The organism is Paracoccus sp. KKT209 (assembly GCF_055635455.1).
Window position 1 is genome coordinate 1,678,363 of record NZ_CM145758.1, and the last position, 17,911, is coordinate 1,696,273.

Below are 17,911 nucleotides of genomic sequence, written 5' to 3' on the forward strand. Positions count from 1 at the left end.
CCATTTCCGGTCGCCGCCCGTCCTCAGCCGAAGGGTCCTGCCGCCCAGAGGAAAATGCCGGCCGCATCCGCGCGACGGATCATCTCGGCCCGGTCGATCAGGATGACGCCGCCCGCCTGCCAGGCGACGCCCGCCAGTCCCGCGGCGGCCGCCTGATCCACGCTGTCGGGGCCAAGCGTCGGCAGGTCGATGCGCAGGTCCTGGCCAGGCTTCGGGGCCTTGTAGAAGACGCCCTTCCCTCCGCAAGGATCCGGCCGCAGGCCCTGATGAGGGCCTGCAAATTCCAGCATCGCGGCGGTTCCGGGCAGGGTTTCCAGCGCCAGGCACAGCCCCTGCGCCACGACAACGCCCTGACCCAAGTCCAGAGCCCCCGTCTGCGCCAGAATTATGGACCCGCGCGCCGCATCGCGTCGATCGGCATCCGAGACCTGGCCTGCCAGAACACCTTCATTCGGAACGAGGTCGGGCCGTATTTCACTTACCGAGCAGATACTTAAGTCATTCTCCTCGAAGATGTCGAGGACCGTCCGCAGGGCCGCGTCATCCCCCGACTGCATCGCGGCTAGGATGCGCGGGACCAGCTGCGCCGTGCGCGGATCAAAGGCTTCGGGCTCCAGGCGTGGGCGGCGGATGGCGCCGGCAAAGACCACCTGACGCAGGTCGCGGCGGATCAGTTCATCGAGGAAGGGAACCAGCCGCTCCAGCCGAAAGACGGTCGCGTCCAGACCGTCCGGCGCAAAGCCGTCCAGGGCAAAGACGGCCGGATCGTCCAGCCCCTCGGCCACGACTGCAGGCAGACGCCCCTGACCCGCGATGATCGCGATCCGGCTCATGCGGGCCGCGGTGCGAGAAAGCTGCGATCCGACGGGCCCAAAATGAAGTCCAGCACATCGCGCTCCATCCCCGTCACCTCGCCGCTCGCGCGGCGGCGTGCGGTGTCGCGGAACGACCCTTGGCCCAGGGCGCCCAGCAGGTCGCGCAGCGCCAGGATCTCGGCCCGGCTGGCACCCCGGCGCTTGAGGCCGACCAGGTTCAGACCGTCCAGATGCCCCCGCGGCCCCTGCACCAGGCCATAGGGGATCACGTCGGCCGTCACCATGCTGACCGCGCCGATCATCGCGCCACGCCCGATACGGACCCACTGATGCACGCCCGACAGGCCGCCCACGATCACGTCATCCTCCAGCACGCAGTGACCGGCGACCGAGGCGTTGTTCACCAGGATCACCCGGTCGCCGATGCGGCAGTCATGGGCCACATGCGCCCCGGCCATGAACAGCCCGTCGTCGCCCACGACGGTGACGCCGCCGCCGCCTTCGGTGCCGGGATTCATGGTGACATATTCGCGGATGCGGTTGCGGGCGCCGATCTCCAGCCGCACATGCTCGCCCCGGAACTTCAGGTCCTGCGGCACCTCGCCGATCGAGGCGAAGGGAAAGACGATGGTGTCAGGTCCGATGGACGTGTCACCCGCAATCACCACATGCGATTTCAGCACCACGCCCTCGGCCAGCCGGACCTGGGATCCGACGACGCAGAACGGCCCGATCTCGACCCCCGGCGCGATCCGGGCGCCCTCCTCGATCACGGCCGAAGGGTGGATACGCGCTTCAGCCATCGGTCTTGGGCGCCATCATGGCGGTGAACTCGGCCGAAGCGCAAAGCTGGCCATCGACCATCGCGCGCCCTTCGAATTTCCAGATCTTGCCGCCGCCGCGGATGGCGCGGCAGTGCAGTTCCAGCACGTCGCCCGGCACGACCATGCGCCGGAACTTGCAGCCGTCGATGCCCATGAAATAGGTCTGCATTTCCTTGTCGACCACGTTCATGCTGATGCCCACGACGATGGCGGCAGTCTGGGCCATCGCCTCGACGATGGTGACGCCCGGCATGATCGGGTGATCGGGAAAGTGGCCCTGGAAATGCGGCTCGTTGCTGGTCACGTTCTTGATGCCCACTGCGCCCTCGAAGGGAACGATGTCGCGCACCTTGTCGATGAACAGGAACGGGTAGCGGTGCGGGATGATCCGCTTGATCAGCGCCAGGTCGGCCTCGGTATAGGGGGCGGGATTGCGCGTATCGTCAGCCATTTGCGTTCCTTCGGGCAGTTTCAAACCGGTTACCAACCGGGGATTGGCTTGGCAAGCGCGTCGGGCGGATGGGCCGGGGCACCATCGGCGTCAGACCGCCCGCCCGCGGCGGCCTTCGGCCAGCCAGCCGGTCAGGATCAGGCCGGCCACCAGCGCAAGCCAGGCCCAGCCCGGCAGGACCGGCCGGCGTTCGAGGCCGGTGACGGTCGCCGCGTCGCGCGGGGTGATGCCGATCCAGCCGCCGCCGAGGCCGGTTCCGCTGGCGGCGCGTCCCACGCGGGTCTGGCGCAGGTCGGGCACACCATCCGACAGGCGGTGGATGCCGCCGCCGGTCGCCTCGACCAAGGATGCCAGCAGGGCTGCATCCGCGACGGTCTGCTCGAATTCGCGGGGGGCCGAGGGGCCGAGGGCCAGAACACGGCGCAGATTGCCGTCCTGCAGCCGGTAGAGGCCCGGCTCCGGCGCCGTCCAGTCGGCGATAAAGCGGCCCGGCCCGTCGGGGGTTAGGGCGACCTCCTCGGTGCTGCCGTCGGGGCGCGTGACGACAAGCGGCCCCGCGCTGTCGCCCATGGTGCGGCGGGTAAAGCGCACCGACAGCCCGTCGCGAATGTCCGAGATCAGCGTCTCCTCCTCCAGCTCGGGCTCCTTCATCGACCAATGCGCGATGCGGCGCAGCAGCTCCAGCTGCGGACCGCCGCCCTCGAAGCCGCGCCCCCACAGCCAGACCTGGTCCGAGGTCAGCAGCGCCACGCGCCCCTCCTCCACCCGGTCCAGGATCAGCAGCGGCAGGTCCTCCGCCCCGGTCAGGGCCACCTGGGCCTGCGGGTCGGGCGTCACCTCGGTCATGCGCAGCCAGCGGCCCCAATCCGGTGCGCCATCCTCCGGTGAACCCTCCTCCCCGCCGCCGGGCAGCGCGGCCGTCACGGGATGGCGTTGCCCGTCCTGGGTCAGGCGCGGCAGGAAGGGCTGGGTGATCACGCGCCCCGTCGGGCGCGCCGGCAGGATCTGCCCCAGGGGCGACAGGTTCAGGCTTTCCACCGAGGCCATCTCGGGGCCGGCAGAGACAAGAACCGCCCCGCCTTCACGGACATAGCGCACGATGTTCAGGTAGTATTCCGCCGGCAGGATGCCTTGCACGCTGTAGCGGTCAAAGATGATCAGGTCGAAATCGTCGATCCGCTCCAGGAACAGCTCGCGCGTGGGAAAGGCGATCAGGGACAGCTCGCTGACCGGGACCCCGTCGGACTTGTCGGGCGGGCGCAGGATGGTGAAGTGGATCAGGTCCACCGCCGCGTCGGATTTCAGCAGGTTGCGCCAGGTGCGCTCGCCGGCATGCGGCTCTCCCGACACCAGCAGCACGCGCAGCCGGTCGCGGACCCCGTTGATGCTGATGGCGGCGGCGTTGTTGCGGTCGGTCAGCTCGCCCGGCATCGGATCGACGGCGATCTGGACCACGTTCTGCCCGGCATGGCTGGGGATGACCGGCAGGTCCAGGCTGGTGTTCAGGGGCACCGCGACGCTCTGCGCCTCCTCGCCATCGACCGACAGGCGCAGGTTGACGCTGCCACGGGGCAGGTCGCCGGGCAGCGCGCCCTGATCCTCCACCCTCAGGCGGATCGTCACCTCCTGGTCGATCAGGCCGAAGGCCGGGGCCTCCTCGATGACAAGGCGCCGGTCCCAGTCCTGCGGCCGCCCGGTCAGCAGCATATGGACGGGGGCCGGCAGGTCGGCGGGCAGCATGGCCGGATCATGCAGGCGCCCGTCGGTGACGGCGATGACGCCCGCCAGCCGCGCCTCGGGCTCGGCGGCGGCGGCTCGGCTGATCGCGGTGGCCAACAAGGTGCCGTCCGGGTCATCGCCCAGGGTCACCCTCCGCAGTTCGGTATCGGGCAGCGCCGTCAGCTGTGCCGAAAGGCGTTCCACGGCGGCGTCCGACTGCGCGGCGCGTTCGGGCAGGTCCTGGCTGGAGGAGCGGTCGTCGATCAGGATCACGATGTCCGACAGCCCCGCGCGGGTGCCGATCTCCAGCGCAGGTCCGGCCAAGGCCAGGGCCGCCGCCAGGCCCGCAAGCCCGCGCCAGGCCCAGCCCCGCAACCCACGCCACAGCGCAAAGCCGCCGACCAGCAGGGCCAGCACCGCCAGGGCACCGATCGCCCACCAGGGCAGCGCGGGATCGAAACGGATCGCCGTCATGGGGCCAGCATCTCCTCGGTCCGCAGCCGGTCCAGCAGGGCCGGGACATGCACCTGGTCAGATTTGTAGTTTCCGGTCAGCACATACATGATCAGGTTGATGCCAAAGCGGAAGGCGATCTCGCGCTGCTGCTCGCCCTCCCAGCCCCGGCCGATGGGATAGGTGGGATAGCCGCTGTCATCGACCGCCCAGGCCTCGGCCCAGCTGTTGCCGCCGATCACGACCGGGGTCACCCCGTCGTTCAGCTGCCGGAAGGGGACGCCTGCCTCGGCCTCGGCGCCCACGGGCGGGGCCTCGACCCAGACCGGGTTGCCCTGCCAGCGGCCGGGAAAATCGCCCAGCAGATAGAAGCTGCGGGTCAGCACGTGATCCTCGGGCACCGGGGCCAGTGGCGGGATGTCCAGCGGCGCCGCCAGTCGGCGCAACGCCTCGGACATGTCGGGACCGCCGATCCCGGCAATGTCGCCGTCACGCGTGTCGAAAAGGATCATCCCGCCCGACCGCAGGAAGGCGTTCAGCCGCAGATAGGCCTGCGGCGAGGGCGGCGCCTGCCCCTGGGTCACAGGCCAGTAGAGAAAGGTCAGCAGCGACAGGTCGTCCCGGTCCAGGTCGATGCCGATGGGCCGGCCCGGCTCGACCGACGTGCGCTGCCGCAGGGCCAGCGACAGACCCCAAAGGCCCTGTTCGGAGGCGCGGTCGACCTCGGCCTCTCCGGTGACGACATAGGCCAGGGCGACCTCGGTGGCGGCGCGCATCAGCTCCGCGTCCAGGTCCTGGGCCAAGGCCGCCTGCGGGCGCGGCATCAGCGACAGTGCCAGGATCAGCGCCGCCGCGACCCGCCCGCCGCGTGCCAGCCAGGCCGAGCCGAGCGCATCCAGCGCCAGCAGCAGCGCCGCCGCCGCCAGCAGCGCGCCCTTGAGGTCGCGGCCCGGCGCCGCCCGCGCGGCCTCGACGGTGGCGCCGGGCCATTGGGCCTGCAGGATCGGTCCGCCCGCGTTCAGCGCCTGGCGCCGCTCTCCCGCAGCATAGATGCCGGCGGGACGATCAGGCCCAGGACCCTTGGCCAGGTCCTCGGCGGCGACAGGCGCCAGCCCTTCGGCCGTGGCCGGGTTCCCGAACCCGTCCAGGACCGTTTCGGCTGTCCAGAAGGGCTGCTGGCGGTCATCTGCGGCCGCGTCGGCCGGGCTGAGGCGGGCGGTCGCGACCAGCCGCTCCATCATCTGGACGAACAGACCGGACAGCGGCAGGTTCGACCACTCCGCATTCGCGGTCACATGGACCAGCACGACCTGGCCCTGGCCCAGCCTGTCACGGGTGATCAGCGGCGTGCCGTCCGACAGCGCCGCGATGGTCTGGGCCGACAGGTCCGGCGCGGGCTGGGCCATCAGCTGCGCACGGACGGTGACATCGTCGGGCACGGTAAGGCCGGCAAAGGGTCCGTCGGCGGAAAAGGGGGCCAGCCCCCGCGGGTCGCCCCAGCTGAGCGCGCCGCCGATGTCGCGCCCGCCCTGGCGCAGCATGACAGGCAGCAGGGGCTCGTCCATCAGCCGCTCGAACCCGGCCATGCGCGGACCCGCAAAGCGGATCAGCAGGCCGCCGGCATCCACCCATTCGGCCAGTTCCCCGATCTCGGCCAGCTGCACCTGGTCGGCCAGGATGATGACATCGGGCGCGCTGTCCAGCACGTCGCCAAGCGAACCCTCGACCAGATCCGCCGATGGGGCCAGCGCCTGTCGCAGGTAATGGATCTGGGCCAGCAGCACCTGCCCCTCGGCCTGACCCGCCGGGTTGCCGACCAGCGCCACCTTGCGCCGCCGCACGCGGTCATCGGCCAGGACGACCGCCCCGGCATGGGCCTCGTTCTCGATCCGAAAGCGGGTGATGCGGTTGCGCAGTTCCGGCGGCAGGTCGATGGCCACGGGGCGGACCCAGGTGCCGTCCTGAACGGTTGCATCGCCCGGGACCAACCGGGCCAGTTCACGCTCGATCCCCTGCGGATCGGGGCCGATGGCAAGGACCGCCGGGGCCGCGTCATCGGTGGAAGTCAGGGTCAGCGACGGCGCGTCCCCCTGCGCCAGCGCCAGCGTCCGCAGCGGGCGCGACGGCGGCACGACAGTGACGGAACCGCGCGCGGCCAGCGCCGCCAGCCATGCGCGGCGGTTCGGATGTTCGGTCCCGTCCGTCAGCCACAGGGTCGACAGCCGGCCCTCGGGTGCGGCGGCCAGCGCGGCTTCGGGATCCTCGGGCAAGCGTGAGGGCCAGGCCATGGGCTGCGCCGCCCGCAGCCGCGCGATCAGGCCGTCGGCCGCTTCGAAGGCCAACGCCCCTGCCCCGTCACGCCCGTCCGCCAGGACCAGCGCCGCCGGTCGACCCGCGGCGGCGGCCGCGACCAGCGCCCGTTCGGCACGACCCTGACGGGCCGCCCAATCCGGCGCCGCCGCCCAGCCCGCGTCCATCACCACCAGCAGCGGCCCATCCGCAGGGCCTTGCGGGACCGGCTTCCAGATCGGGCCGGCAAAGGCCAGGATCAGCGCCGCGACGGCCGCCAGCCGCAGCAACAGCAGCCACCAGGGCGTGCGCCGTGCAACAGGGTTGCGATCGGCCAGGCCCGCCAGCAGCGCCACGCCCGGAAAGACGATCCGCCGGGGCGCGGGCGGCATGGCGCGCAGGATCACCCACAGCACCGGCAGCGCGATCAGCGCTGCCAGCACCCAGGGCGCCGCAAATCCCAGTGGCCCCAGCAGCAGCATCAGCGCCCGGCCTCGCGGCCCAGGGCAGACCACATCCACCCCAGGGCGGCCGCGGGCGCGGCATCGGTCAGATGCTGGCCGAACTGCCAGCCGGCCTCGTCGCAGCGGGCCTGCAGCCAGGCCCGGCGTTCGTCCAGCCGGGCCAGATAAGCGGCGCGCAGCCCGCCCGCATCGCGGCTGTCATGGCGCAGGCTTCCGCCGACCGAGCGGAACTCCACCGCGCCCTCATAGGGGAAATGCGCCTCGTCCGGGTCGAGGACCTGGAACAGCAGCCCGCTCACGCCCAGTCCTGCCGCGCGGGCCAGCAGCACTTGCACCCAGGCCGGGTCGGCCAGGAAATCCGACAGAACGATCACGCGTTGGTTGGGGCGCAGCCCTTCGGCCGGTGCGGCCTCCTCTTCGGCGGTGCCTGCCGGGGCAAGGGCCAGCGCCTCGGCCAGCCGGTCGGCCTGGATGCGCCCGGCACGCGCGGGCTGGCCCAGCAGGCCCACCTTTTCTCCGCCCCGCAGCAGCAGCATCGCCAGCGCCAGCCCCAGCAGCCGGGCGCGGTCGGCCTTGGTCGGCCGGTCGGCGCCGCCCGAATAGTTCATGCCCTGCCCGCCGGACACCCAGATCGCCGCCGCCTGCGCGCTTTGCGCCTCACGGTCGCGGACGAATTCCTGGTCCGATCGGGCCGAGCGGCGCCAGTCGATGCTGCGCATCTCGTCGCCGCTGGCGGCGGGGCGGTATTGCCAGAAATCCTCGCCCGGTCCGGGGCGGCGCAGGCCATGGGCACCGGGCGCGATCAGGGCGGCCAGACGCTCGGCCGACAGCACCAGCGCGGGCAGGTGCCCGCCTGCTGCCTCGGCCCCGGCCCGCAGATCGGTGGGCGATCGGGTCATGCCGCGCGACGGCCGCCGATCCGGTCGTCCAGCAGCCGGGCGATGACTGCGTCCACCGTCTCGCCCCGCGCCCGGGCCGAGAAGGACAGCGACATCCTGTGCCGCAGCACCGGCGCGGCCATCGCATGGACGTCGTCCAAGGTCGGCGCATAGCGGCCGTTCAGCACGGCGCGGGCCCGCGTGACCAGCATCAGCGCCTGCGCCGCGCGCGGCCCCGGTCCCCAGACCAGCGCGTCGCTGATGAAGGGCGCGGCCTCGGGGGCGCCGGGGCGGCTGGCGCGCACCAGGTCCAGGATCGCCTCGACCACGGCCTCGCCCACGGGCATCTGGCGGATCAGGCGCTGTGCCGCGATCAGGTCGCCGGCCGTGAAGGCGGCATGGGGGGCGCCCTCCTCCAGGCCGGTCGTGGTCAGCAGGATCTGGCGTTCGGTGTCGCGGTCGGGATAGCCCACGTCGATCTGCAGCAGGAAGCGGTCCAGCTGCGCCTCGGGCAGCGGATAGGTGCCCTCCTGCTCGATCGGGTTCTGGGTAGCCAGTACGTGGAAGGGCCGACCAAGCGGTCGGTGCCGGCCGCTGATCGTGACCTCGCGTTCCTGCATGGCCTGCAGGAGGGCGGACTGGGTGCGCGGGCTGGCGCGGTTGATCTCATCGGCCATCAGCAGCTGGGTGAAGACCGGCCCCTCGATGAAACGAAAGGCGCGGCTGCCGTCGGGCAAGGCGTCCAGCACCTCGGATCCCAGGATGTCGGCGGGCATCAGGTCGGGCGTGAACTGGATGCGTTGGCTGTCCAGCCCCATCACCGTGGCCAGGGTCGCGACCAGCATCGTCTTGCCCATGCCGGGCTGTCCGACCAAGAGCGCATGACCGCCCGCCAGGATCGCGGCCAGCACCTGTTCGACGACCTCGTGCTGTCCGACGAAACGCTGCTCGACGCTCAGACGGGCCTCGGCCAGGCGGGCGGCCAGGGCCTGCACCTCTTGCACCAGAATTTCGTCCGACGTCATGACAATGCCCTTCTGCTGCTTTAAGCCGGAGCATAGGCAGTCGAAGTGGAGGCGACCAGATCCAATGGCGGAAAACGGTGACAAAAGCGTGAGTGCCGACGGGCTGGCGGCAGCCGCCAGCAAGGCCGCAAAAGGCGGCCTGCCGCCGGTGCATCTGTGGAATCCCCCCTATTGCGGCGAACTGGACATCGAGATCCGCGCCGACGGGACGTGGTTCCACGAGGGCACCCCCATCGGCCGGCCGGCGATGGTGCGGCTGTTTTCGACCATCCTCAAGCGCGAGGGGGACAGCTTCTTCCTGGTGACCCCGGTCGAAAAGGTCGGCATCCGGGTGCAGGACGCGCCCTTCCTGGCCGTCGATGCCGAGATTTCGGACGGCACCGTGACCTTTTCCACGAATGTGGGGGACCAGGTCACGGCGGGTCCCGATCACCCCATCACGGTCCGGGGCGACGCGGGCGAGCCGCGCCCCTATGTCCATGTCCGGGCGGGGCTGGAGGCGCTGATCGACCGCAAGACCTTTTACCGGCTGGCGGATGCGGCCGAGATCGGGCCCGACGGACAGATCGGGATCGTCTCGGCCGGTCAGTTTTTCGCATTGGAGCCGTGAATGCCCCGTTTCGCCGCGAACCTGACGATGCTGTTCACCGAGCTTCCGATGCGCGAGCGTTTCGCGGCGGCCGCCGAAGCGGGTTTCAAGGGAGCCGAGATCCTCTTTCCCTATGACATCGCGGCGGCCGAGATCTATCGCAGCGCCGTGGCGGCTGGGCTGGAGATGGTGCTGCTGAACACGCCGCCGCCGAACTGGGCCGGCGGGCCGCGCGGCTTTGCCGCCGTGCCGGGGCTGGAGGAACGGTTCCAGCGCGACTTCGAGCGCAGCCTGCGCGTGGCTCAGGCGCTGCGGGCGCGCCACATCCATGTGATGGCAGGCGCCGCCGAGGGCCCGGAGGCGCTGGACACGTTTCGGCGCAACCTGGCCTGGGCGGCCGAACGCGCGCCCCATGCCAGCCTGACGATCGAGCCGATCAACCGGACCGACATGCCTGGATATTTCCTCTCGGACTTCGATCTTGCAGCCGAGATCATCGAGGGGATCGCCGCGCCGAACCTGGGGCTGCAACTGGACTGCTATCACGCGCAGATCATCACCGGCGACATGACGGCCTGCTGGCGGAAGGTGGCGCCGCTGGTGCGCCACATCCAGATCGCGGGCCATCCGGGCCGGCACGAGCCGGATGACGGTGAACTGGACTATCCAGCCTTCTTCGCCGAGCTGGACGACTGGGGGTATCGCGGCTGGGTCAGTGCCGAATACCACCCTGCCCGGCACAGCCTGTCGGGCCTGGGCTGGCTGCGTCGCGCAAACGACAGGGCGACCGGCTGAGACATGCATCCGGGCGCAGCTATCTGCAAGGGCGCGATTTTTTCCCGCCGAGGCCGGAACCCGTTGCGACCGGTCACCGTTGCGAAAGGGACGTGCCGCATGTCCGCGGGCAAGACGCCCAAGGACGGCACCTGAGCATAAGGGAATACATCATGAACTCGATCATCTACATTGTCGGCCTTGTCGTCGTCGTCCTGTTCGTGCTGTCCTTCCTCGGCCTGCGCTGAGCGAAGGCGGCCCCGCGCGGGCCGCGACAGGGACGCCACGGAACTCGGGCCCTCGCCGGCATGGCGGGGGCCCGTGCCATTTGCGGGCTGGCCTTTGCGGCCCCGATCCGCTAGGGCAGCCGCGAAACCTAATGATCAAGGCCGTCATGGATATCCGCAACATCGCCATCATCGCCCACGTCGACCACGGCAAGACCACCCTGGTGGACCAGCTGCTGCGTCAGTCGGGCGCCTTCCGCGAAAACCAGGCCGTCGCGGAACGCGCGATGGACAGCAATGACATCGAACGCGAGCGCGGGATCACGATCCTGGCCAAGGCGACCTCGGTGGAATGGAAGGGCACCCGCATCAACATCGTCGACACGCCGGGCCATGCCGATTTCGGCGGCGAGGTCGAGCGCATCCTGTCGATGGTGGACGGCGTCTGCCTGCTGGTCGATGCCGCCGAGGGCCCGATGCCCCAGACCAAGTTCGTGACCTCCAAGGCCCTGGCCCTTGGCCTGCGTCCGATCGTGGTGCTGAACAAGGTCGACAAGCCGGCGGCCGAGCCCGATGACGTGCTGAACGACGTCTTCGACCTGTTCGCCAACCTGGGCGCCAGCGACGAGCAGCTGGACTTTCCGCATGTCTATGCCTCGGGCATCGGCGGTTGGGCGGATGCGACGCTGGACGGCGAGCGCAAGAACATGGATGCCCTGTTCGACCTGATCCTGAAGCACGTGCAGCCGCCCAAGCAGATCGCGCGCGCCAACGAGCCGTTCCAGATGCTGGCCACCACGCTTGGCGCCGACCCCTTCCTGGGCCGCCTGCTGACCGGCCGCGTGGAATCCGGGACCGCCAAGGCGGGCGACACGCTGAAGGCCCTGTCGCGCGACGGCGAGCGGCTGGAGCAGTTCCGCATCAGCAAGATCATGGCCTTCCGCGGCCTGACCCAGACCCCGATCGACCTGGCCGAGGCCGGCGACATCGTCACCATCGCGGGCATGGCCAAGGCCACCGTCGCCGATACGCTGTGCCATCCGGACGTGATGGAGGCGCTGCCCTCGCAGCCGATCGATCCGCCGACCATCAGCGTGACCTTTGGCATCAACGACAGCCCGCTGGCCGGCCAGGACGGCAAGAAGGTCCAGTCGCGTGTCATCCGCCAGCGCCTGATGAAGGAAGCCGAGATCAACGTCGCCATCAAGGTCGAGGACACGCCGGGCGGCGAGGCTTTCGTCGTCTCGGGCCGCGGCGAACTGCAGATGGGCGTCCTGATCGAGAACATGCGCCGCGAGGGCTTTGAGCTGTCGATCAGTCGTCCGCGCGTGATCTACAAGGAAGAGGACGGCCAGCGCCTTGAGCCGATCGAGGAAGTCATCATCGACGTCGATGACGAATACACCGGCGTGGTCATCGAAAAGCTGACCGGGGAACGCAAGGGCGATCTGGTCGACATGCGCCCCGCCGGCGTCGGCAAGACGCGCATCCTGGCCCATGTCCCGGCCCGCGGCCTGATCGGCTATCAGGGCGAGTTCATGACCGATACGCGCGGCAACGGCGTGCTGAACCGCATCTTCCATGGTTGGGCCCCGCACAAGGGCGCGATCCAAGGCCGCCGCCAGGGCGTCCTGATCAGCATGGAGAACGGCGTGTCCGTGTCCTATGCGCTGTGGAAGCTGGAGGATCGCGGCAAGTTCTTCATCGGCGCCCAGGAACAGCTGTACCAGGGCATGATCATCGGCGAGCATACCCGCGACAACGACCTGGAAGTGAACCCGCTGAAGGGCAAGCAGTTGACCAACGTCCGCGCCTCGGGCACGGACGAGGCTGTGCGCCTGACGCCGCCGGTCCGCCTGTCGCTGGAAGAGGCCATCGCCTATATCAACGACGACGAACTGGTCGAGGTGACGCCCAAGAACATCCGCCTGCGCAAGCGGCATCTGGACCCGCACGAGCGCAAGCGGGCGTCCCGCGCCGACGCCTGATTTACCATTCCTGCAATTATATTCGCGGCCCCTCGGGGCCGCGAATTGACTCTGAGGCCCCGAACCTGTCTTTTTAATCATATCACGGATTGTTTTGTTCGTGGTATGGTGGGGTTATCAGACGCAATTCCTTGTCCATATTGCGGACGGATTCTGCCATTTCAGACTTGGGTCACATTTCAGATTGAGCTGTTTTTGCTTCGCCTCATGCTGCCAACGAAACCGGGGCCAGAAGAAATGAGCCACTCCAGCCAAGATATTGATGCCATGAGACTTCATGAACGCGCCGTTCATGTGACCATGTCCCTGGTCGAGGAAAGCCAGTCGCGCGCCCCCAGGCGGGCCGAGGTTGCCGAGGCCCTGGGTGTTCCGCCGGAAGCCATCGCGCGCCTTTTTCCCGACGACAAGACGCTGCTGATCGCTGCGGTCGAGCAGGCCCTGATCATCCTGATCGACACCTGCACTAGGGCGGTGGTCCGGGTCGACCCCCGCAACCCGATGGCCCAGTTCATCGCCTTGGGCGAAGCCTACCTTGACTGGGCGGACTGTCACCGGGCGCAGTTTCGCCTGATGTCCGACCAGCGGCTGCTGGAGGTGATGAACGTCGCCGGCCTGCGCCGCTACGTCGACTCGGTCACCGACCTGATGACGCGGATGCTGACGCGCGCGAAAACCGAAGGCCTGATCCATCCCAAGGAAGATATTCCCCTGCTGGTCCTGTCCTCGCGCAGCTTTGCCTATGGGCTGGCCCGCATGGTCGTGGACGACCGGATGGTGGACGGCACCCTGGGCAACGACCCTGTTGCGACGGCCAAGATGCTGACGCGGGATTTCATCCTGCGCGTCGCGCGCAGCAGCCAACGGCTACCCGCATGAACAGGCCGGGGTGACAGAATAGCCCCTTTCGAAGAAGGGGGGCATGCGCTATCCCCGGGGCAACCTGGGTATGACGAAAGACATCACGTGACCGATTACATCATCAAGGACCTGGCGCTGGCAGAATTCGGCCGCAAGGAACTGGATATTGCCGAGACCGAGATGCCGGGCCTGATGGCCCTGCGCGCCGAATATGGCGAGGCCCGCCCGCTGCAGGGGGCACGCATCGTCGGCAGCCTGCACATGACAATCCAGACCGCCGTGCTGATCGAGACCCTTGTGGAACTGGGGGCCGATGTGCGGTGGGCCTCGTGCAACATCTATTCGACCCAGGACCATGCCGCCGCGGCAATCGCCGCCGCCGGTGTCCCCGTCTTCGCGATCAAGGGCCAGTCCCTGGCCGAGCACTGGGATTACCTCGACCGTTCTTTCCAGTTCGCCGAAGGGCCGAACCTGATCCTGGACGATGGCGGCGACGCCACGCTTTATGTCCTGCTGGGTGCCCGTGCCGAGGCCGGCGAGGATATCATCCCGGTGCCGCAATCGGACGAGGAGGCCGTGATCAAGGCGCAGATCGCCAAGCGCATGGCGCAGTCGCCCGGCTGGTTCACCCGCACGCGCGACCAGATCCTGGGCGTGTCCGAAGAAACCACGACCGGCGTCCATCGCCTCTATGATCTGCAGAAGAACGGCCAGCTGCCCTTCCCCGCGATCAACGTGAACGACAGCGTTACCAAGTCGAAATTCGACAACAAGTACGGCTGCAAGGAATCGCTGGTCGACGGCATCCGCCGCGCCACCGACGTGATGATGGCCGGCAAGGTTGCGGTCGTCTGCGGCTATGGCGACGTGGGCAAGGGATCGGCCGCCAGCCTTCAGGGCGCCGGTGCGCGCGTGAAGGTGACCGAGGTCGACCCGATCTGCGCGCTGCAGGCCGCCATGGACGGGTTCGAGGTCGTGACCCTGGAGGATGTGGCAGACAGCGCCGACATCTTCATCACCACGACCGGCAACCGCGACGTGATCCGGCTGGAGCATATGCGCCAGATGAAGGACATGGCCATCGTCGGCAATATCGGCCATTTCGACAACGAGATCCAGGTCGCCGCCCTGCGCAACCACAAGTGGACCAACATCAAGGACCAGGTGGACATGATCGAGATGCCTTCGGGCAATCGCATCATCCTGCTGTCGCAGGGGCGCCTGCTGAACCTGGGCAACGCCACGGGGCATCCGTCCTTCGTGATGTCGGCCAGCTTCACCAACCAGGTTCTGGCCCAGATCGAGCTGTGGACCAAGGGCGAGGACTACAAGCCCGGGGTCTATATCCTGCCCAAGGCGCTGGATGAGAAGGTTGCCCGCCTGCATCTGGACAAGGTGGGTGCGAAACTGTCGACGCTGTCGCCGGAACAGGCCGCCTATATCGGGGTCACCCCCGAAGGCCCCTTCAAATCCGATCATTACCGGTACTGAGTGACATGACCGAATATTCCCTGTTCACCTCGGAATCCGTTTCCGAGGGCCACCCCGACAAGATCGCCGACCAGATCAGCGACGCGATCCTGGACGCGATCCTGGCCGAGGACCCGCGCGCCCGCGTCGCCTGCGAGACCATGGTTAAGACCGGCGTCGCCATCATCTCGGGCGAGATCACGACCAGTGCCTGGGTGGACCTGGAATCCATCGTGCGCGGGGTCATCAACGACATCGGCTACACGTCGTCAGACGTGGGCTTCGACGGGGCCACCTGCTCGGTCATCAACATCATCGGCAAGCAGTCGCCCGAGATCAACCAGGGCGTCGACCGCGAGAGCCTGGAGGAACAGGGCGCGGGCGACCAGGGCCTGATGTTCGGCTATGCCAGCGACGAAACCGACGTGCTGATGCCCGCGCCGATCACCTATGCCCACCGGCTGGTCGAGCGCCAGTCCAAGGTCCGCCGCGACGGGACGCTGGACTGGCTGCGCCCCGATGCGAAATCCCAGGTCACGTTGCGCTATGACGCGGACGGCCGGCCTTCGGGGATCGATGCGGTCGTGCTCTCCACGCAGCACAACCCCGAGATCGCGCTGGCCGACCTGCGCGAGGCGGTGATCGAGGAGATCATCAAGCCGGTCCTGCCGGCCGAGTGGCTGTCGGACCAGACCAAGTACTTCATCAACCCCACCGGCAAGTTCGTGATCGGCGGCCCGGTCGGCGATTGCGGCCTGACCGGGCGCAAGATCATCGTCGACAGCTATGGCGGCATGGCGCGTCACGGCGGCGGCGCGTTCTCGGGCAAGGATCCGTCCAAGGTCGATCGCTCGGCCGCCTATGCGGGCCGTTGGGTGGCCAAGAACATCGTCGCGGCGGGCTTGGCCAGCCGGTGCGAGATCCAGGTCAGCTATGCCATCGGCGTGGCCGAGCCCACCTCGATCAGCCTCAACTGCTTCGGAACCGAAACCGTGCCCGTCGAAAGGATCGTGGCGGCGGTGCGCGAGGTGTTCGACCTGCGGCCCTTTGCCATCATCCGCGAACTGGACCTGCTGCACCCGATCTATCGCCCGACGGCCAGCTATGGCCATTTCGGTCGTGCCCCCCACCCGCTGAACGGCGCCACCGCCTTCAGCTGGGAGCGGACGGACAAGGCCGAGGCGCTGAAAGCGGCGCTGAGCTGAAACAACAAGGGCCGCCCAAATGGGGCGGCCCTTTCTCGATCAGCGCTGCGGCGCCCCATAGAGCTTGCGGGCCCGGTCCTCGAAGGCGCGCACGATCCGCGACATGGCTTCGTGGAAGACCACGCCGATCAGCCGCTGAAGAATCGCGTTGCGGAACTCGAAATCCACGAAGAAGTCGACATGGCACCCGCCTTCGGGCAGGTCGGTGAAGGTCCAGCCGCTGCGCATGTACTTGAAGGGGCCGTCCAGGTATTCCGTGTCGATCTTCCACTCGCCCTGATCATTCCGGGGCCACAGCACGACCGTGCTGCCAAAGCGTTCCCGGAACACCTTGAAACTGATGACCAGATCGGCGGCCACTTCCTCGGCACCGTCCGGCCGGGTCTGGCGGGACCTGATCCGGGCCGCGCTGTTCCAGGGCAGGAACTGCGGATAGCTTTCGATATCGGCGACAAGATCGTACATCTGGCGCGCGGAATAGGGCAGGTTTCGGCTGTCGTGATGGTTGGGCAAGGGCAAGCTCTTGAGTTTCGGCGCGGCGTCTGGTTCGAGTCGCGCCAGCACTTAGCAGGCGGGGCGCGCGATGAACAATATGATCTGGCTTCTGCGGGCTGCCAAATGGGCACGTCGTCCCCCCAGTGCCCGGATGGTCAAGCTGGTCCTGGGGATCGTCGCGGGCGGGCTGGCGCTCGTGGCGCTGGAAAAGCTGGGGTTCTGGCCCGAATGGGCGACGCTTGATCCGCGGGGTGGCCCGCGGATGCCGCGTTGACCCTTAGTCCTTGGTGGCGGTCACGCGGCTTTTGGGCGCACCCAGGCGCAGGGTGATGGCAAAGGCTGTCAGAACTCCAAGCAGCATCACGATGGTGGTCATTCTGTCCTCTGTTTCCTTGGGCAGGCCCGGTCAAAGATTCTGCGCGGCAAAGGTGTCACACTGGGCCATGTCCCCGGAGCCGAACCCCCGCTCCAGCCATTCCCGCCGCTGCGCGGCCGAGCCATGGGTGAAACTGTCCGGCATCGGGGTGCGTCCGGCGCTGGCCTGGATCACGTCATCACCCACGGCCTCGGCGGCCCGCATCGCCTCTTCCAGGTCGCCAACGTCCAGGCTGCCGAAACGTTCCTGCGCATGTCGCGCCCAGATCCCGGCATAGCAATCCGCCTGCAGTTCGGTGGCCACCGACAGGCGGTTCGATTCCACCTCCGAGATGCGGCCCCGCTCTCCATGCACCGCGCCCAGGACGCCGGTCAGGTTCTGGACATGGTGCCCGACCTCATGCGCGATCACATAGGCTGCCGCAAAGTCGCCGCCCGCACCCATCCGCTCGCCCATCATGTCGAAGAAATCGGTGTCCAGATAGACGCGCTGATCGCCGGGGCAGTAAAAGGGTCCCATCGCTGCCGAGGCGCCGCCGCAGGCCGACTGCACCGCGCCCCGGAACAGGACCAGCGTCGGGTCCTGATAGGCAAGACCCGCCTGGTCGCGCAGCAGCGGGTCCCAGACCTCCTCCGTATCGGCCAGCACCACCGACACGAACTGGCCCCATTCCTCGTCGCGCTGGCTCAGTTCGGTGCTGCCACCCTGCTGGTCCAGTTCGCGCACGATGGGGCTGACATCGACGCCAAAGAAATAGCCGACCGCCAGCACCACCAGCGTCCCCACGACCCCGATGCCGCCCGCCGCACCCATGCCGCGCCGGTCCTCGATATTGCTGCTGCCCCGCCTGCCCCGCCATTTCATCTTCGACACCCTTTTCCGAACCGGCCTGTTGCGCCGAACGCCCGGAAGAACAACCGGTTCCCCCGCCCTTCACAGCGCTGCGACCTGCCACGCAGAGGCTTGACCTTGCACCGCGAAGCGCGGATGCACAGGGCAACGATCGAAGGG

The 17,911-nt window shown here is 68.4% G+C and carries 17 protein-coding genes and 1 pseudogene; 8 read left to right on the forward strand and 10 right to left on the reverse strand.

Going from position 1 to position 17,911, the window contains the following annotated elements; all coding sequences use genetic code 11:
• Positions 1-23 precede the first annotated feature (23 nt).
• From ACZ2G3_RS08450 to ACZ2G3_RS08485, 8 genes and pseudogenes are all read right to left on the reverse strand, one after another.
• Positions 24-833, reverse strand: a complete 810-nt coding sequence (locus ACZ2G3_RS08450) for an LpxI family protein (RefSeq protein ID WP_470395288.1) — start codon at positions 831-833, stop codon at positions 24-26.
• Positions 830-1,618, reverse strand: coding sequence for an acyl-ACP--UDP-N-acetylglucosamine O-acyltransferase (lpxA, locus tag ACZ2G3_RS08455; protein ID WP_419267824.1), 789 nt, complete (start codon positions 1,616-1,618; stop codon positions 830-832). Before lpxA ends, ACZ2G3_RS08450 begins: the two co-directional genes overlap by 4 nt.
• On the reverse strand, positions 1,611-2,090 hold the full coding sequence (gene fabZ, locus ACZ2G3_RS08460; protein WP_111301822.1) for a 3-hydroxyacyl-ACP dehydratase FabZ: 480 nt from the start codon (positions 2,088-2,090) through the stop codon (positions 1,611-1,613). Before fabZ ends, lpxA begins: the two co-directional genes overlap by 8 nt.
• Positions 2,091-2,180: 90 nt before the next feature.
• Positions 2,181-4,283, reverse strand: a complete 2,103-nt coding sequence (locus ACZ2G3_RS08465) for a hypothetical protein (RefSeq protein ID WP_470395291.1) — start codon at positions 4,281-4,283, stop codon at positions 2,181-2,183.
• Entirely contained in the window at positions 4,280-5,086 is an 807-nt protein-coding gene (locus ACZ2G3_RS08470; RefSeq protein ID WP_470399093.1) for a DUF4159 domain-containing protein, read from the reverse strand. Before ACZ2G3_RS08470 ends, ACZ2G3_RS08465 begins: the two co-directional genes overlap by 4 nt.
• A gap of 1,752 nt (positions 5,087-6,838) precedes the next feature.
• Positions 6,839-7,033: pseudogene (locus ACZ2G3_RS08475) on the reverse strand (BatA domain-containing protein); the annotation flags it as partial.
• Positions 7,033-7,914: a DUF58 domain-containing protein gene (locus tag ACZ2G3_RS08480; RefSeq protein WP_470395292.1), complete on the reverse strand. Its 882-nt coding sequence runs from the start codon at positions 7,912-7,914 to the stop codon at positions 7,033-7,035. The gene ACZ2G3_RS08480 and the pseudogene ACZ2G3_RS08475, both read right to left, overlap by 1 nt.
• Complete coding sequence (locus tag ACZ2G3_RS08485; RefSeq protein ID WP_470395294.1) at positions 7,911-8,918, reverse strand: AAA family ATPase; 1,008 nt, start codon at positions 8,916-8,918, stop codon at positions 7,911-7,913. The genes ACZ2G3_RS08480 and ACZ2G3_RS08485 overlap by 4 nt, the downstream gene beginning before the upstream one ends.
• Before the next feature lie 64 nt (positions 8,919-8,982).
• Between ACZ2G3_RS08485 and ACZ2G3_RS08490 the strand changes: the two genes are divergently transcribed.
• The 7 genes from ACZ2G3_RS08490 to metK all read left to right on the forward strand — a co-directional run bounded on the left by ACZ2G3_RS08490 (position 8,983) and on the right by metK (position 16,029).
• Positions 8,983-9,528, forward strand: a complete 546-nt coding sequence (locus tag ACZ2G3_RS08490) for a DUF1285 domain-containing protein (RefSeq protein ID WP_470395295.1) — start codon at positions 8,983-8,985, stop codon at positions 9,526-9,528.
• Positions 9,529-10,302: a hydroxypyruvate isomerase family protein gene (locus ACZ2G3_RS08495; protein ID WP_470395296.1), complete on the forward strand. Its 774-nt coding sequence runs from the start codon at positions 9,529-9,531 to the stop codon at positions 10,300-10,302.
• 92 nt (positions 10,303-10,394) lie between these two features.
• On the forward strand, positions 10,395-10,529 hold the full coding sequence (locus ACZ2G3_RS08500) for a hypothetical protein (RefSeq protein WP_419267830.1): 135 nt from the start codon (positions 10,395-10,397) through the stop codon (positions 10,527-10,529).
• Between the two features lie 146 nt (positions 10,530-10,675).
• The gene (gene typA, locus ACZ2G3_RS08505; protein WP_470395298.1) at positions 10,676-12,496 is read left to right on the forward strand and encodes a translational GTPase TypA; all 1,821 of its coding nucleotides are present in this window, start codon (positions 10,676-10,678) and stop codon (positions 12,494-12,496) included.
• A gap of 267 nt (positions 12,497-12,763) precedes the next feature.
• A complete protein-coding gene (locus tag ACZ2G3_RS08510; RefSeq protein WP_470395299.1) occupies positions 12,764-13,372 on the forward strand; it encodes a TetR/AcrR family transcriptional regulator in 609 nt (202 codons plus the stop codon).
• An 87-nt stretch (positions 13,373-13,459) separates the two neighbouring features.
• Entirely contained in the window at positions 13,460-14,845 is a 1,386-nt protein-coding gene (gene ahcY, locus ACZ2G3_RS08515; RefSeq protein WP_470395301.1) for an adenosylhomocysteinase, read from the forward strand.
• A gap of 5 nt (positions 14,846-14,850) precedes the next feature.
• Positions 14,851-16,029 (forward strand): methionine adenosyltransferase, encoded by a 1,179-nt coding sequence (gene metK / locus ACZ2G3_RS08520; RefSeq protein WP_470395303.1) that lies wholly within the window; start codon positions 14,851-14,853, stop codon positions 16,027-16,029.
• 39 nt (positions 16,030-16,068) lie between these two features.
• Here metK and ACZ2G3_RS08525 read toward each other — a convergent pair whose 3' ends face one another.
• Positions 16,069-16,542 carry a type II toxin-antitoxin system RatA family toxin gene (locus ACZ2G3_RS08525; protein WP_419267834.1) on the reverse strand — a complete coding sequence of 158 codons (474 nt, stop codon included), beginning with the start codon at positions 16,540-16,542 and terminating at the stop codon, positions 16,069-16,071.
• Between the two features lie 70 nt (positions 16,543-16,612).
• On the opposite strand from ACZ2G3_RS08525, the gene ACZ2G3_RS08530 reads away from it, so the two are divergent.
• Positions 16,613-16,798 carry a hypothetical protein gene (locus ACZ2G3_RS08530; RefSeq protein ID WP_470395305.1) on the forward strand — a complete coding sequence of 62 codons (186 nt, stop codon included), beginning with the start codon at positions 16,613-16,615 and terminating at the stop codon, positions 16,796-16,798.
• Positions 16,799-16,930: 132 nt separating this feature from the next.
• Here the strand turns inward: ACZ2G3_RS08530 and ypfJ are convergent, their stop codons facing one another.
• On the reverse strand, positions 16,931-17,764 hold the full coding sequence (ypfJ, locus tag ACZ2G3_RS08535; RefSeq protein ID WP_470395307.1) for a KPN_02809 family neutral zinc metallopeptidase: 834 nt from the start codon (positions 17,762-17,764) through the stop codon (positions 16,931-16,933).
• Positions 17,765-17,911: the final 147 nt, after the last annotated feature.